At 67.4% G+C, this 14532-nt stretch carries 14 protein-coding genes; 7 read left to right on the top strand and 7 right to left on the bottom strand.

Annotation, left to right across the window (positions count from 1 at the left end; all coding sequences use genetic code 11):
- The 6 genes from VMD50_RS21875 to VMD50_RS21900 all read right to left on the bottom strand — a co-directional run.
- Positions 1–1076 (bottom strand): acyclic terpene utilization AtuA family protein (locus tag VMD50_RS21875; protein WP_325430638.1); only part of this gene is annotated, 1076 nt, incomplete at its 3' end.
- Complete coding sequence (locus VMD50_RS21880; RefSeq protein ID WP_325430640.1) at positions 1073–1486, bottom strand: MaoC/PaaZ C-terminal domain-containing protein; 414 nt, start codon at positions 1484–1486, stop codon at positions 1073–1075. The genes VMD50_RS21880 and VMD50_RS21875, both read right to left, overlap by 4 nt.
- On the bottom strand, positions 1486–2034 hold the full coding sequence (locus tag VMD50_RS21885) for an FAS1-like dehydratase domain-containing protein (protein WP_325430642.1): 549 nt from the start codon (positions 2032–2034) through the stop codon (positions 1486–1488). Before VMD50_RS21885 ends, VMD50_RS21880 begins: the two co-directional genes overlap by 1 nt.
- A complete protein-coding gene (locus tag VMD50_RS21890; RefSeq protein ID WP_325430644.1) occupies positions 2018–3190 on the bottom strand; it encodes a CaiB/BaiF CoA transferase family protein in 1173 nt (390 codons plus the stop codon). The genes VMD50_RS21885 and VMD50_RS21890 overlap by 17 nt, the downstream gene beginning before the upstream one ends.
- 22 nt (positions 3191–3212) lie before the next feature.
- Positions 3213–3767, bottom strand: a complete 555-nt coding sequence (locus VMD50_RS21895; RefSeq protein WP_325430646.1) for a 2,4'-dihydroxyacetophenone dioxygenase family protein — start codon at positions 3765–3767, stop codon at positions 3213–3215.
- 327 nt (positions 3768–4094) lie between these two features.
- The gene (locus VMD50_RS21900) at positions 4095–4646 is read right to left on the bottom strand and encodes a nitroreductase family deazaflavin-dependent oxidoreductase (protein ID WP_325430648.1); all 552 of its coding nucleotides are present in this window, start codon (positions 4644–4646) and stop codon (positions 4095–4097) included.
- 195 nt (positions 4647–4841) lie between these two features.
- Here VMD50_RS21900 and VMD50_RS21905 point away from each other — a divergent pair, with 195 nt between their 5' ends.
- The 6 genes from VMD50_RS21905 (at position 4842) to VMD50_RS21930 (ending at position 12249) form a co-directional block, all read left to right on the top strand.
- Complete coding sequence (locus tag VMD50_RS21905) at positions 4842–5552, top strand: IclR family transcriptional regulator (RefSeq protein WP_325430650.1); 711 nt, start codon at positions 4842–4844, stop codon at positions 5550–5552.
- Positions 5553–5718: 166 nt separating this feature from the next.
- Positions 5719–5985 (top strand): acyl carrier protein, encoded by a 267-nt coding sequence (locus VMD50_RS21910; protein WP_325430652.1) that lies wholly within the window; start codon positions 5719–5721, stop codon positions 5983–5985.
- Positions 5982–7751 (top strand): fatty acyl-AMP ligase, encoded by a 1770-nt coding sequence (locus tag VMD50_RS21915; protein WP_325430655.1) that lies wholly within the window; start codon positions 5982–5984, stop codon positions 7749–7751. The genes VMD50_RS21910 and VMD50_RS21915 overlap by 4 nt, the downstream gene beginning before the upstream one ends.
- 20 nt (positions 7752–7771) lie before the next feature.
- A complete protein-coding gene (locus VMD50_RS21920; protein WP_325430657.1) occupies positions 7772–8884 on the top strand; it encodes a type III polyketide synthase in 1113 nt (370 codons plus the stop codon).
- Positions 8881–11127: an MMPL family transporter gene (locus VMD50_RS21925; protein WP_325430659.1), complete on the top strand. Its 2247-nt coding sequence runs from the start codon at positions 8881–8883 to the stop codon at positions 11125–11127. The genes VMD50_RS21920 and VMD50_RS21925 overlap by 4 nt, the downstream gene beginning before the upstream one ends.
- Positions 11128–11913: 786 nt before the next feature.
- Complete coding sequence (locus VMD50_RS21930; protein ID WP_325430661.1) at positions 11914–12249, top strand: hypothetical protein; 336 nt, start codon at positions 11914–11916, stop codon at positions 12247–12249.
- A gap of 13 nt (positions 12250–12262) precedes the next feature.
- On the opposite strand, the gene VMD50_RS21935 is transcribed toward VMD50_RS21930, so the two are convergent.
- On the bottom strand, positions 12263–12991 hold the full coding sequence (locus tag VMD50_RS21935) for a GAP family protein (protein ID WP_325430663.1): 729 nt from the start codon (positions 12989–12991) through the stop codon (positions 12263–12265).
- Positions 12992–13296: 305 nt separating this feature from the next.
- Here VMD50_RS21935 and VMD50_RS21940 point away from each other — a divergent pair.
- On the top strand, positions 13297–14532 hold a 1236-nt coding region (locus VMD50_RS21940), incomplete at its 3' end, for a glycosyltransferase (RefSeq protein WP_325430665.1).

Below are 14532 nucleotides of genomic sequence, written 5' to 3' on the forward strand. Positions count from 1 at the left end.
CCGTCGACGGCCTGGGCGTAGTCGCGCACGGAGCGCTCGATGAGCGCGGCCTTGGCGTCCAGGTCGATGCCCGTGAGGGCGAACACCACGTTGTTCTGCCAACCGCCGATCCCGGTGACGGCGACCTTGGTCGTGGCCGGCGGGGCGGACCCGCGCACCCTGCGGATCTGAACGCGGTCGTCGCCGAGGTCCGTCAGCTCGGCAGTGTCCAGGTGGGCGATCACGTCGGGGTTGAGGTACGCGGGATCGCCGATCTCGTAGAGCAACTGGGCCGTGACCGTGTCGCGGGTGACGGCGCCCCCGGTGCCGGGGTCCTTGGTGATCACCGACGAACCGTCGCAGGCGATTTCGGCGATCGGAAATCCGGGCCGCGCGAGATCGGGAACTGCGCGGAAACCGGAGAAGTTCCCTCCGGTCGCCTGCGGACCGCACTCGATGACGTGTCCGGCGGCCACCGCGCCGGCCAGGGCGTCGTAGTCGTCGGGGTTCCAGCCCCACCACCAGGCGGCGGCGCCGACCACCAGCGAAGCGTCGGCCACGCGGCCGGTGATCACGATGTCGGCCCCGTGTTCCAGGGCTCGGGCGATGCCCATCCCGCCCAGATAGGCGTTGGCCGTGAGGGGTTCGTGCGGCCACGACGACAGCGGCTCCCCGGTCGTCAGGTGCGGCAGCGCGTGGTCGTCGGCGAGCAGGGTGTCAAGACGGCCGGAGATGTCGTCGCCCCCGATGTGGGAGACCCGCAGGTCGTATCCGCAGCGGGCGATCAGGTCGCGGGCGGCCGCGACGAGGCCGCCCGGGTTGAGACCGCCGGCGTTGACGATGAGCCGGATACCGTTCGCGACAAGGTGTTCGAGGGCCGCGTCCAATTGCGTCAGGAAAGTGGCCGCGTAGCCCTTGGTGCTGTCTTTGGCACGCGCCTTGCCGAGGATCAGCATCGTGACCTCCGCCAGGTAGTCGCCCGTGATGACGTCGACGCCGCCCGCTCGCGCTATGTCGGCCATCGCCGACGCGCGGTCACCGTAGAACCCGGAGCAGTTACCGATGCGGACCGGGTGCCGCTCCCGGGCCGAGCTCATTTCGTCCCTCCCGCAACATTTCTGGTGACCCACACGGTCCCTTCGAAGCCCGCCGTCCCGGAGGGGTGCTGCTCGGTGACCTCGATGGTCATCACGTCGCCCCCCGTTGCGGTCACCCGCGCGCTGTAGGCCAGTTCGGCCGGCGCGTACACCGGCTTGCGCAGGCGGTAGGTGAACTTCGAGACCCGCCAGTCCGGACTGAGGCCCTCGGTGACGCACCGCAGCGCGAGCGCCGCGCGCAGGTGGGAGTGCAGCGCAATGCCCTGGTGGCCCTCCTCGCGGGCGTAGGTTTCGTCGAAGTGGATGCGGTGCGGGTTCCACGTCACCGCGCTGTAGCGGAACAGCTGCAGCGGCGTGGCGGTGTGCTTGAGCGGTTCGAGCGTGTCCGAGACTTCGAAGGCGACTGACATCACGACTCCTCGGCGGGGTTGCGTAGGGCGACCGTGCGACGGTTGCGGTTGAGCACCGTGCCGTCGGCGGCGCTGAAGGTGTTCAGCGTGGTGACGAAAACGCAGGGGCCCGAGCGGGTTTGCTTTGGGGTGACCGACTCGAGTGTCGTCTCGAGCACCAGTTCCGTCCCGGCGGTGACGGGATTCACCAGCTCCATTTCTTCACCGGCGCCCATCACCCGCAGCCCGAGCTCGCCCTCTCCGAGGGGCATGTCGCCCTCTAGCGGCGTCCCGTCGGGCAACAGCCGGGCCTCGGGGGTGCCGACGCCCCACTCCACGATCGCGGCGAGCATGTTGGGCGGCGCGACGACGTCGGGGTAGCCGGCCGACCGTGCGGCCTCGGCCTCGTAGTGACTGCGGTGCGCCGCCCCGATCGTCATGGCGTAGCGCCCGATCGTCACCGCGTCCAGCGTGCCGATCGCGCGCCGTGACAGGGTTTCTCCCACACGTGGCGCCGTCTGGGCGTAATACGTCGCCAGCGGAGTGCCGGACTCAAGCAGATAGGACACGCCCGGTCCCCTCTCCCAGTTCGGCCACGACGTCCTCGGTCGACTCGCCCAGCAGCGGTGCGGCGCGCAACGGCCCGACGGGCGAATCGCTGAGCCGCAATGGGCATCCCGGGACCGGCACGCGACCCCGGTTCGGATGGTCGACGTAGGTGATCATGCCGCGTTCGATCAGGTGCTCGTCGGTGTCGACCTCGCGGACCGACTTGACCGGTGCACAGGGCACCCCGGCGGCCTGCAGGTCGCGGACGAGCTCGGCGCGCGTCCGAGTCCGGGTGACCCAAGACACCTCTTCGTCGACCGCGTCGATGTTGGTGACCCGGTCCTTCTCGGTGCGGAACCGCGGATCGTCGACCAGCTCGGGCCGACCCAATGCCGTTGCAACGCCGTGCCAGTGCCGCTCCGAGATGCAGATGATCGCCAGCCATCCGTCGCTTGCCGGGTAGATGTTGTACGGCGCGACGGCCATCCCCGAGTGGCGGTTGCCGGTGCGCTCGGGCAGCTGGCGGGCGGGATCGTTGTGCAGGCCGCCCAAGCTCGACGCCAGCATTGGGTAGATGGTGTCGTGCATCGAGACCTCGACGATCTGCCCCCGTCCGGTCCGCTCACGCTGGAAGAGCGCCGCCGCGACGGCGCCGAACAGGTGGATGCCACCGGAGAAGTCCACGAACGCCGCTCCCGCCTTGGTGGGTGGCCCGTCGGGGTCCCCGGTGGCGGACGCGCTGCCGGACATCGCCTGCACGGTGATGTCCATGGCGGACATGTGCGCGTACGGCCCCGTGGACCCGTAGCCCTTGCCCGAGGCGACGATCAGCCGGGGGTTGTGGCGCAGGAGTAGCTCCGGCGCCAGACCGAGCCGCTCCATGGTGCCGGGCGCGTAATTCTCGATCAGCACGTCAGCCGTCTCCACCAGGTCGAGCAGCGCCTGGTGGCCCGCCGGGGTCTTTAGGTCCAGGACCACGCTGCGCTTGTTCGAGTTGAGCATCACGAACTCGTGCGACTCGGCCGGCCGGTGGGAGCGGAAGCGCAACGGCTCACCGCCCGGTGGCTCGACCTTGATGACCTCGGCACCCAGTTGGGCGAGGAGGAGCCCGCAGTACGGCCCGTTGTAGACGTGGCCGAGTTCGAGGACCCGGACGCCGTCAAATGCCGGTGACATGAGCGATTTCCCTTTCTTCAGATCAGGACTCGACGACGCCGGCCTCGCCGCCGTGGATGTAGCCAACCGGTCCGACGCCCTGCGCCTCGGCGACCGTCTCGGTCACGTGCTGGATAGACGTCGCGTCGTTGATGTGCACCAGCGTGCCGTCGTCGTTGAAGCCGATCTGCGCGCCTTCCATCCATAGCAGCACGACGGTGTCCTCGGTGTTGTCCTCGGGGCAGTAGAAGGTGTGCACCGAGCCACCGGGCTCGTAGAGGTAGGAGCCGGCGACCTGCGGCTGGTCCGGGTACTCGGCGTACTTCCAGCAGCCCGAGAACGTGTACACCTCGGCCGTGCCGGTGTGGTAGTGCACGGGCAGTTTGCAGCCGGGCGCCATGACGGCCATCAGGACCACCTGACCCTTTTCCGGGTCGAGGCGCAGGGGCTGGATGTGGATGCCGGGGCCCATGGCGTCCTTGAGCAACGGGATCTGGTCGATGTTGACGGTGAGGAGCTCGTTCTGGGGCATGGCGACGAGGGGAAGGGGGACGCCGTTGGCGGTGCGGATCATTTCGGGGCGGGTTGGTGCGGTCATCGGTAAGCCTTTCATTGTGTACGTATTTACGTACTAATAACCGGATATGCGGATAATGTATCGTGACTGCCGTCGCATTGCAAGTCCTGAAACGTGTCTTTTTCGACGGGCCCCCGCGCCGGCGCCGAGCGGGTGTACCACGCGCGGTTCGGCCGGCGATCGGCGGCAGGACGCAGCCGCTCGTGCGGAGCGATGTTCGTGAACTCGCCTGGTTCGACACGGGATTCGCCGGAGGCAAGGTTGCTCGACGTGAGGGTGCCGGTATCACCGGTGCCGGCGCGGCCGGGCATCGCCGGGTGACCGCCCGGCGGCGCGGAGGCCCTACCGTCAGCCCGCGATGGCGCGAAGTCGCACGATCGGAATGGTGCGGTGGGCGCGCGCGGCGCGTCGGCGATAGTCGGGCCACAGCGGGTAGACCCGGTCGGCCATGGCCCACACGCGGTCTCGCTCCGCGGGATGGCAGACTTCGGTCGCGCTCAGCAGTGGGCCGCCGCCATTGGTCGAGATCTGCGCACGAGGATTTGCGCGCAAGTTGTAGTACCAGGCGGGATTGTTGCCATTGCCGTAATTGGAGGCGATGACGATCACGTCGGGCCCGTCGTGGAAGTAGAAGACCGGATTGGTGCGGGGCTGCCCGGTTTTGGCCCCCGTGGTGGTGAGCAGCGCTGAAGGGAGCATGAGTCCCATGCTCAACCGGCCCCCGGTGGATCGCAGCAACCACGGGTCGATCTTCGGCGCAACGTTTTTCGCGATCCAGCGGCCGAGTTCGGTTTCCAGGAAGGCGGCGTAGGCGCGAACTGGGCGGCTGACGCGGTCGGGAGGATCAACCCTCGGCAGGTCGGCGGTCCGCGCGGTTGACGAGTCGTTGCCGATGGTCATGGCGATGCGGGTCCTTTGTTCTCTTGGGGATTCTCTCGAGGTGTCCTACGTATTTACAGATAAAAAACCGGGTATACGTACTTTCGACACGGTACTGCGTCGCGCGCCGCGTTAGCAAGTCCTTGTCGGGATTCTCGCGGCGAGCTTGCTACCGTCGGCGGCATGCCTGCCCGCCCGCACCGCACGGTCGACCGAGTGGTCCAGATCCTCGAGACCGTCTCGTTGAGCCCGCGCGGCCTGACGCTCGCGGAGCTGGCGACCGCTCTGGATGCGGCGAAGAGCTCGGTGCAGGAGCTCACGAACGGGCTGCTGGCCTGCGGCTACCTCGTCGAGCGGGAGCGGAGGTTTTTCCTCGGGCCGGGCCCGTTCATCCTCGCCGCGCGCGCCAACAAGCTGGCCGCTCTGTCGCTGGATCACCAATTCGTGGCCGAGCTGAGCGAAACGCTCGGCTGCACCGTGCTTGTCGGGGTGCGCGTCGGCGACGCGATCATCTTCACCGACTTGGTGGGCGAGGAATCGCCGAGCCTGCGGTTCGTCGCGCGTATCCACGCCCGGCGCCCCTTGTACACGAGCGCCGCCGGAAAGACACTGCTGGCCAACGTGTCCGAAAAGGAGATGTACCGCCTGCTCGACCTCGCCAGCCCGGAGCAGGCGGGCGAGGTGCAGCAGTTTCTCGCCGAGCTGCCCGATATCCGGTCGAGCCGGCTGGCCTTCAACCGGGGAGTCACGCTCGGCGACGCCTATGCCGTGGCCACGCCCTTGCTCGCTCCGGACGGCAGCCTGATCGCTGCCGTGAGCGCGGCCATCGACGCGTCGCAGGCGGATCGTCTCGACGAGCTCGGCGAACAGCTCAAGAAGGCCGTCGCCACCCTCGGACCGAAATACGGCCTGGCTGCTCCCGTTTGACGAGGCCTCGCGCATACCGGGTGGCCGGAACGCGGCGCTCCCGTCAGCGGGAAGAGTGACGTGCGGCATACCCGCCAGCTCGCCGAAAGATCTTGCGGCTAACCAGTAGGAACGATTCGCGGTGGCAGGGAAGCTCATCGCGGCTGCGCCGACAACACTTCTGGGCATGCAATACCCGACACAAGAGTCTGCGTCACTGGCCATGCTCACCCAGGAGATCATCGACCTCGTCAGCGCCGAGACGGAGGGCGCCGAGCTCGCGGCGGACTCGGTCCTTCAGGACGCCGGCCTCGATTCACTCAAGTTCATGTCGGTCGTCTTCAAGATCGAGGCGCGTTACGACATCGAGCTGCAGGAAGAGGACGCCGAAGACCTCAGCACCGTCGCCGACCTGGCCAACCTGGTGCTCGACCGTGTCGGGGAGCAATCGTGAGGGGTATACCGGCGATCCGGCCGAAGTTCGCCACCCTGGTCGAAATGCTCGACGGTGCAGCCCAATCCGAGCGCGGCCTGGTCTTCGTCGACCGCAGGGAGCGCGACCGTGAAGTGCCGTTCAGCCACATCCGTGAGCGGGCCCTGTCCGTCGCCGCGGACCTGACGCGGCGCGGGGTCCAAAGGGGTGACCGCGTCGCGATCGTGCTGCCCACCGGCCCGGAGTTCGTCGAGAGCTTCTTCGGCGTGCTGTGCGCGGGCGCCGTTCCGGTTCCGCTGTATCCGCCGTTGCGGCTGGGCAAGCTCGACGAGTTTCACCGCAGGACGACGGCCATGCTCAAGGCCGTCGACGCTGTCATGGTCGTGACCGACGACCGCATTCGGCGCTTCCTGGGTGTGGCGGTGGCGAACTCGGCACCGCCCCTGGGCTGCGTGACGGCCTCCGGGCTCGGCGGACCGGTCTCCGAGGCCGTCACCGTCGCCGCCGACGACATCGCGGTCATCCAATTCTCCTCGGGCACAACCAGCGACCCCAAGCCGGTGGCGCTGACCCACGCCAACCTGCTCGCCAACCTCGCGACACTCGAGCACTACATCACCGCAGACGGTGTTCCCCCGGTCGGTGTGACGTGGCTGCCGCTCTACCACGACATGGGGCTGATCGGAAACCTTCTCAGCGCCTTCTACGTCCGGGGAACGCTGGTCCTGCTCCCGCCCGAGCTTTTCGTCGCGGAGCCCGGCGCCTGGCTGCGTGCCATCTCCCGGCACCGGGGCACCATCACGGCCGCGCCCAGCTTCGCGTTCGGCCTGTGCCTCAAGCGCATCCGCGACGACGAACTCGACGGTGTCAACCTGTCCTCGTGGGACATCTGCCTCAACGGTGCCGAGGCGGTCAGCGCCGAGACGCAGCGGCGGTTCGCCGAGCGGTTCGGACGGTGGGGCTTTCAGCCGTCGGCGTTTACACCGTGCTACGGCATGGCGGAGGCGTCGCTGGCCGTGACGTTCAAGCCCGCGGGCACCATCTTCAAGGCTCTCGGTGTCGACGGCGACAAGCTTGCGTCCGAGAGCGTCGTCGAGCCGGGCGCCAAAGAGATTGTCAGCGTGGGAAAGCCGCTGGCCGGCATGGCGGTGGAGGTCCGGGACGACCGCGGAGTTGTGCTGCCGGACGATCAGGTTGGCCACATCTTCGCCTCGGGACCCAGCATCATGCACGGCTACTTCGGCCGCCCCGACCTGACCGACCAGGCGCTGCACGACGGTTGGCTCCACACGGGCGACCGCGGGTTCATCCACGACGGCGAGCTCTACGTGTGCGGCCGCCAGAAAGACATCGTCATCGTCCGCGGCGCCAACCACGCGCCCGAGGAGTTCGAGGCGGCGCTGGACGGCGTGCCCGGCGTTCGCACCGGCTGCGCGGTCGCGGTGGGATTCGTGCCGCCGGGCGAGGAAGACGAGGCGCTGGCGATGCTGGTGGAAACGACCGCCGACGCCACCCCGGACCTCGCGCACGACGTCGCGCTGCGCGTTCAGCAGCACACCGGCATCCGGCCGGCGCACGTGGAACTGCTGACACCCGGCACGTTGCCGCGAACCAGCAGCGGCAAGCTGCGCCGGCGCGAGGCGCTCACCCAGTGGCAGACAGGACAGTTGGCCGCGCCCAAAAAGGTCACCGCCGCAAGATTGTTGATCCAGGCGGCCAACGGAGAACTCCTGCACGCCCGTGCCGCGCTGGCACGGCGCGGCAAGAACAACCGGTTCGTCGGCTAGAGCGAAAAGGAACAACAGCCATGTATCGATCAGATCCGTTGGATGCGCTCTCTCCGTCGCACGTGACGGCCGGCGCCGTGCACCACCGGCCCACGCTGCTCGGCATCGCGTCCGCGCATCCGCCCTTCGAGGTGAACCAGGAGGAGACCGCGGAATTCTTCAGGCGCGTGTCGACCGTCCCGTACGTGAAGCGGATCGTCGAATCGACCAAGGTCCGGAAACGCCACATCATGTGGGACCCGGACAGCCTGCGGGAAGTCAGTGCGCTGATGACCGGCGACCGGATGGCGGCGCACAGCGAGGCCGTCATCGACGTCGCCTCGCGCTCCCTGAAGGAGGCGATCGGCGACTTCGACACCCAGCGGGTCGGCAGCTTCGTCATGGCGTGCTCGACCGGATACGTCAACCCCGGCCCCGACCTGATGCTCGCCAAAGAGCTTGGGCTGCGGTCGGATCTGCGGCGCACCTTCATCGGACACATGGGCTGCTACGCGGCGCTCAACGTCATCAAGGTGGCCATGGACAGCGTCGCCGCCCGCCCGGATGAGCTGGTGATCTGCAACAACACCGAGCTGAGCTCCGCGCACATCCGGGAAAGCCTGATGCCCGGCGAGGATCCGGTGGAGGCGCTGATCACGCAGGCCCTGTTTGGCGACGCCAGCGTGTCGATGCTGATGGGGTCGGCCCCGGACGGCGCTGGAATTCAGTTCCTGCGCACGCACACCGAGCAACTCTACGACCAGCACACGATGATGAGCCTGAACATCGGCAACCGGTCGTTCTGGATGACCCTGGCCGCCGGGGTCCCTGCGGTTCTCGAGGAGAACATCGACGCCTTCCTGGCCAGACTTCTTACACCGCTGGGCCTCTCGAAAGACGACGTCGCCCATTGGGGCATTCATCCCGGTGGCCCCAAGATCGTTCGCAAGCTGGGCAAGCAGCTCGCCTTGGAGCCCGAGCAGTTGCGCGCGAGCTGGGACGTGCTTGCCAACGCCGGCAACTGCGCGTCGGCCACGGTGCTGCTGGTGCTGGAAAACATCCTGCGCGTCGACAAGCCGCGCCGCGGGGAGCACGGTGTGCTCCTGACGTTCGGCCCCGGACTCACCATCGAAGGGGCGGTGCTTCGCTTTTGAACGCCTTGGAGCGGCTGGCTCGACTGGGAATCCGCGCGCCGCGGCGGATCATTGCGCTCGCGCTGTTCGCCATGGTGACGACGGCGGTGTTTGGCTTGCCGGTGACGCATAGCTTGTCCGCGGGCGGGTTTCAGGATCCGAACGCGGAATCGACGCGCGCGACGAAGATGTTGGCAACGCGGTTCAACCAGGGCGACACGCAGCTACTGATCACCGTCAGCTCCGACGACGGCATCAAAAGCGGTGCCGCCCAGGGGGTCGGCACTGACATCGTGCGCCAGCTTGGCACCTCCCCCTATGTGGCGCGCGTGACCTCGCCGTGGACGGCGCCGCCGTCGGCGTCAACAGGCCTGCTCAGCCGCGACGGCAAGGTCGGTCTGATCGTCGCCAGCATCACCGGCGGTAGCAACGAGGCGGGCAAGCATGCCGAGGCGCTCAGCGATCAGGTCGTGCACAGCCGCGACGGTGTGACGGTACGCGCCGGCGGCCAGGCCATGGTCGATGCGCAGATCACCAGTCAGACCCGAAAAGACCTCAAGGTGATGGAAACCATCGCGGTCCCGGTGAGCTTTCTGGTGCTGGTGTGGGTGTTCGGTGGGTTTACTGCGGCCGCAATTCCGTTGGTGGTAGGCGGTATCGCCATCTTCGGATCGATGGCGGTGCTGCGTGCCCTCACCTGCGTGACCGACGTCTCGATCTTCGCGCTCAACCTGCTGCTGGCAATGGGGCTGGCGTTGGCGATCGATTACACATTGCTGATCCTGAGCCGGTTCCGGGACGAGATCGACAGCGGTGCCGACCGGGACGCGGCGCTCGTACGCACGATGGTCAGCGCCGGCCGGAGCGTGCTCTTCTCGGCGACGACCGTCTCGCTGTCGATGTCGGCACTGATGTTTTTCCCGATCCCATTCCTGAAGTCATTCGGGTATGCCGCAATCGCGGTGGTGGCGCTCGCGGTAGCCGCGGCGATTGTGGTGACACCCGCAGCCATTGCCTTGGTCGGCCCGCGACTAAATTCCCGCCAGCTCAAGCACCCCCCTCGCCCGGTCGAGCAGACGTTCTTCTACCGACTGGCCCATTTCGTGATGCGCCGGGCGGTCCCACTCGGGCTTGCCCTCACCGCCCTGCTGGTCGCGTTGGGCATGCCGTTGTTCGGGATGAAGTGGGGCATCCCGGACGATCGCGTGCTACCGGCCTCGAGTACGGCCCGTCAGGTCGGCGACCAGCTGCGCACGAAGTTCAGCGCCGACGTGGCCACCAGTCTCACCGTGGTCATTCCGGACGGCCGCGACCTCACGCCAAACATGTTGGACGCGTACGCCTCCCGGCTGTCGATGGTGCCCGGGGTGCCGTCGGTGTCGTCACCCGGTGGCACGTTCGTCGCCGGCTCCCGTGTCGGACCCCCGACGGCCGAAGCGGGTGTCGCCGACCGCAGCGCGTTCCTCACTGTGGCGAGCAGCACGCCGCTCTTTTCCGATGTCTCCCAGACGCAGCTGGACCGACTACACGCGATCGCGGGTCCGGGCGGTGAGCCGGTCCTGATCACCGGGACCGCCCAGGTGAACCGCGATACCGCCAACGCCATCACGTCCCGGCTGTCCTTCGTCCTGGCGGCCATCGCCCTGATCACTTTCGTGGTGATGTTCCGGCTCACCGGCAGCGTGGTCTTGCCGCTGAAGACGTTGCTGCTCAGTGGATTGTCCCTGACCGCCTCGTTCGGCGCCCTGGTGTGGATCTTCCAGGACGGCCACCTCGGCGGACTGGGGACCACCGCTACCGGCACGCTGGTGCTGACCATGCCGGTCGTGTTGTTCTGCATTGCGTTCGGCCTGTCGATGGACTACGAGGTGTTCCTCGTGTCGCGGATCTACGAGTACTGGCTGGGATCCAACCGGACGGCGGCCGACAACGACCACAGCGTGGCGCTCGGCCTGGCCAGGACCGGGCGCGTGATCACCGCAGCGGCGTTGATCATGTCGATTTCGTTCGCCGCGCTGATCTCCGCCCAGGTGTCGTTCATGCGGATGTTCGGGGTCGGCCTGACGCTGGCGGTGCTGTCCGACGCCACACTGGTGCGCATGCTGCTCTCTCCGGCGTTCATGCACGTGATGGGGCGGGCGAACTGGTGGGCGCCCCAATGGGTTTCGCGACTGCGGAAACAGTCAGAGGCCCGCAAGGCCGTCCGCGATCCGGAGCATCCAGTGGTGGGCAGCCAACGCGTGTACGCATTGGAAGCCAAGTAGCGCAAGCTCTGAACCTGGCCGCTGACATCGATCACGGTGCCTGAAGTCGAGCGCCCAGACGCTTGCAGCTGGCGAGTATGTCGCACTGTGGTTGCCCTGCAACCGTTGATGGACGCCAGCGTCGATGACATTGAGGGAGTTGGCATCCACCCTTAATGGGGTGGACGTTGTCGGAGACGAGGAGGCGCTGCGGTGAGAACCGGCAACCAGAACGGGCCGGAGACAGCGATTTTGGATAGGCTGAAGTTCGACCTACCGTGCGACCTTGTCATCCGGCTCAAGGTTTTTCGCCCTATTATGTTGTGGCGCTGCAAGAAGCCAGCCAGATGGGCGGCAAGAAACCAGTGCTGCGGAGAGGTCATGCTTTCGTGTCGCAAGCATCGGGACGCTATCGGGAAGTGCGTGCAGTGCAAACGCGTTCGCTTTCTCCCGCGGTGGTCGCGAATCTGACCGTGTCTATCAGATGGCTTAGCCGGGCAGGATGATGAGCTTGCCCCGCTTCGCAGTGCCGTTTCGTTCCAGTTCCGTGAGCGCCGGGATTGCTTCCGGTAGTGGCACCGCTTGGGCGATTGGTAGGCGGAGATGACCTTCGCCGGCGGCTCGCGCGACCGCTTCGATATCGGCGGTGATCGGTTGAGCGACACGACGTGGAATGGACCGGGTAGGGCGCAAACGCACCTTCTTTCGTCACTTCGCCGACAAACGCGAGATTCTCTTCCGCGGTCAGGACGCGTACCGCGAGATGTTCGCCGACGCCATTGCGGGTGCCCCGCCGAGGCCACGCCCATGGCAGCGGTCGGCGCCGCACTCGCCGCGTTCGCCGCCGGCTTGGCAGATGACCGGCGAGAGTTCCTTGCCAAACGTCAGGCGGTCATCGACGGCACTCCGGAACTGAAGGAGCGTGACCTGCTCAAGGCCGCCGCCCTGACCGCGGCGATGGTCGACACGCTCATCAAGCGCGGGGTGGAATCGCCCACCGCGAACCTGGCCGCGCAAGTCGGCGCGCTCGCCCTCGGCGATGCCTTCCAACGTTGGGTGCAGCCCGGGAATCGGAGCTCCATGGCCAAGCTGGCCGAGCAGGCGCTGCGGCAACTGGGCGTGGCAATGGAGGCGCTGCGCTGACGCGGTTCCGGTGCTAGACCCTACCCATTCCGGTAGCCACCAGTAAGACACCCGATACGGCAGCGACCAAGCCGGGGATGGCCTGGCGCCGCTGGCCTATCCAATCGTTCACCCCCTGGACGACGGCCAGCGTCTGCGCCGGCGCGGCGAGATACGTGATGAGGGGGATCTCGACGACCGTAAACGCCACCACGGTGAACATGAGGGCGGCCCCGAACTGGGCAGGCGCGGCGGGTTCGGAGGCCAAAATCGCGAGGATCGCGGCCATGTACTCGACGGGCGGGGTCGCCAATGCGACGCCTGCGACGAACGCCATCCAGCACGACCCGACTTCGAGCCGGCCGCGGATCGAGAGGCGGCGGGATGTGCGCGGGGTGTCGGGCTCCAGTTGAAGGGTCGGGGACCCACCACCGCTCACCGGCATGAGCAGCCGCTGACGCGCCCAGCGGCGCGCGAGCAGCAGGGTGGCGAAGGAGACCGCCAGCACGCCGATCGAGACCTGTAGGTACGCGGTGATCGGGCTGCTGGTGGCCGAAACCACCACTCGTATAACGGAGGTCGTGAAGTGGCGCAGAAAAAGCAGTACGGCGAGCGCCGCCCCGATGCCAGCTGCCATGCCGCCGAGCCAGAAGGCGAGCAGATTGAGCATGGGCCTCGGCCGTGAAACCAGGAGCGCCGTGATGCCGATCCGGACGGGGTCGACCGCCGCGAGCAGCGACAGCAGGACGACGGCGCTACACACGGACGCCTACCCTTGGCCGAACGCCGCTGTGCTGAAGGGAAAGACGTAGCAGCGGCGCCTGAGTAGGGTTGTTGCTGACATGTTCACAGTGTCGCTCACGCGGGGGTCGCCTGTCGGTACAACTGGCCCGCATTCGCATTGGGTGCCAGCACTATTCGCGCCCGAGACAACCGCGCGGGTGTCAGGGCCATGCGATAGCGGCTGGCCCCCACTGCATATGGTTGCCAGCCGTACTGACGCGGAACCGATTACCCGAAACAATGTGAGACAACGATGTTTGTCCCGCACCCAGAGACGTGAGAACAATGGCAAGAATTTTGGCTTACACCTCGCCGGCGCTCGGGCATTTGTTCCCGTTCAGCGCCCTGCTGCTGGAATTGTCGGCCCGCGGTCACGAGGTCCATCTGCGCACGCTGTCCACGGGAGTGGACATGGCGCGGGAGCTGGGCTTCGTCGCCGACATCATCGACCCGCGAATCGAGGCGATCGCCAACGACGACTGGAAGGCCGGCAATCCGCGCGGTGCCCTGAAGAGGGCCGTCGACGTGTTCTGCCGACGCGCGGCGTACGAGGTCGCCGACTTCGCCGATGCGGTCGCCCGGACGCGCCCCGATGCGTTGGTGGTCGACGTCAATTGCTGGGGCGCCCTGTCGGTCGCGGACGCGGGCGACACCCCCTGGGCGTGCTTTTCGCCGTACACGCCGCCGCTGCAGTCACGCGGGGTCCCGCCCTTCGGGTTGGGTCTGGCGCCGCTGCCGGGCGTGCTGGGCCGGGTCCGCGATGCCACGCTTCGCCCTATCGTGCTGGGGATGATGGAAAGAGCGGTCTTGCCCGCGGGCAACAGCATTCGCGCGAGCGCCGGTGCCCCGCCGGTCGAGTCGGCCGACGACTTCTTCCGCCGCGCCCCGCTGATGCTGGTGGCCAGTGGCAAGCCGTTCGAGTATGCGCAGTCCAATTGGGGCGACGCCGTGCAGATGATCGGCCCGTGCATGTATGAGCCCGCGCTGGACGCGGTCCCCGAGTGGCTGGAGTCGATTGACCGGCCCATAGTCCTGGTCACCACGTCGTCGCAACAGCAGGCGGATGAAAAGCTCGTCAAGACAGCGATGACCGCGCTCGCGGACTTGCCGGTGCACGTGGTCGCGACGCTGCCCGCGGGGCTTCCGAGCGACATCACCCCGGCGCCCAACGCCACGGTGGTCAAGTTCGTCCCGCACGGACCGGTACTGGACCGCGCGGTGTGCGCGATCACCCACGGCGGGATGGGCGGGACCCAAAAGGCCTTGGCGCGAGGCGTTCCCGTGTGTGTAGTGCCGTTCGGGCGAGACCAGTTCGAGGTCGCCCGGCGGGTCGAGGTGGCGGGCTGCGGAACCCGGCTGCCCGCGAAAAAGCTGACGGCAAAACGGCTTTCGGCCAAGGTCCAGCAGGCGATGACCATGACGGCCGGTGCGCGGCGGGTGGCGGCGGGCTTCGCGGCGACCGGCGGGGTCGCTCGCGGCGTCGACCTGATCGAGCAGCGCGTGCTCAGCGGTGCGCTGAGC

The sequence above is a fragment of the Mycobacterium sp. genome (genome assembly GCF_035506235.1).
Lineage (GTDB): Bacteria > Actinomycetota > Actinomycetes > Mycobacteriales > Mycobacteriaceae > Mycobacterium.

Excerpts from the sequence above, each read along its gene's own strand:
- VMD50_RS21880 (WP_325430640.1), bottom strand. The coding sequence starts at position 1,486 with ATGTCAGTCGCCTTCGAAGTCTCGGACACGCTCGAACCGCTCAAGCAC.
- VMD50_RS21890 (WP_325430644.1), bottom strand. The coding sequence starts at position 3,190 with ATGTCACCGGCATTTGACGGCGTCCGGGTCCTCGAACTCGGCCACGTC.
- VMD50_RS21895 (WP_325430646.1), bottom strand. The coding sequence starts at position 3,767 with ATGACCGCACCAACCCGCCCCGAAATGATCCGCACCGCCAACGGCGTC.
- VMD50_RS21900 (WP_325430648.1), bottom strand. The coding sequence starts at position 4,646 with ATGACCATCGGCAACGACTCGTCAACCGCGCGGACCGCCGACCTGCCG.
- VMD50_RS21910 (WP_325430652.1), top strand. The coding sequence starts at position 5,719 with ATGCAATACCCGACACAAGAGTCTGCGTCACTGGCCATGCTCACCCAG.
- VMD50_RS21920 (WP_325430657.1), top strand. The coding sequence starts at position 7,772 with ATGTATCGATCAGATCCGTTGGATGCGCTCTCTCCGTCGCACGTGACG.
- VMD50_RS21930 (WP_325430661.1), top strand. The coding sequence starts at position 11,914 with ATGGCAGCGGTCGGCGCCGCACTCGCCGCGTTCGCCGCCGGCTTGGCA.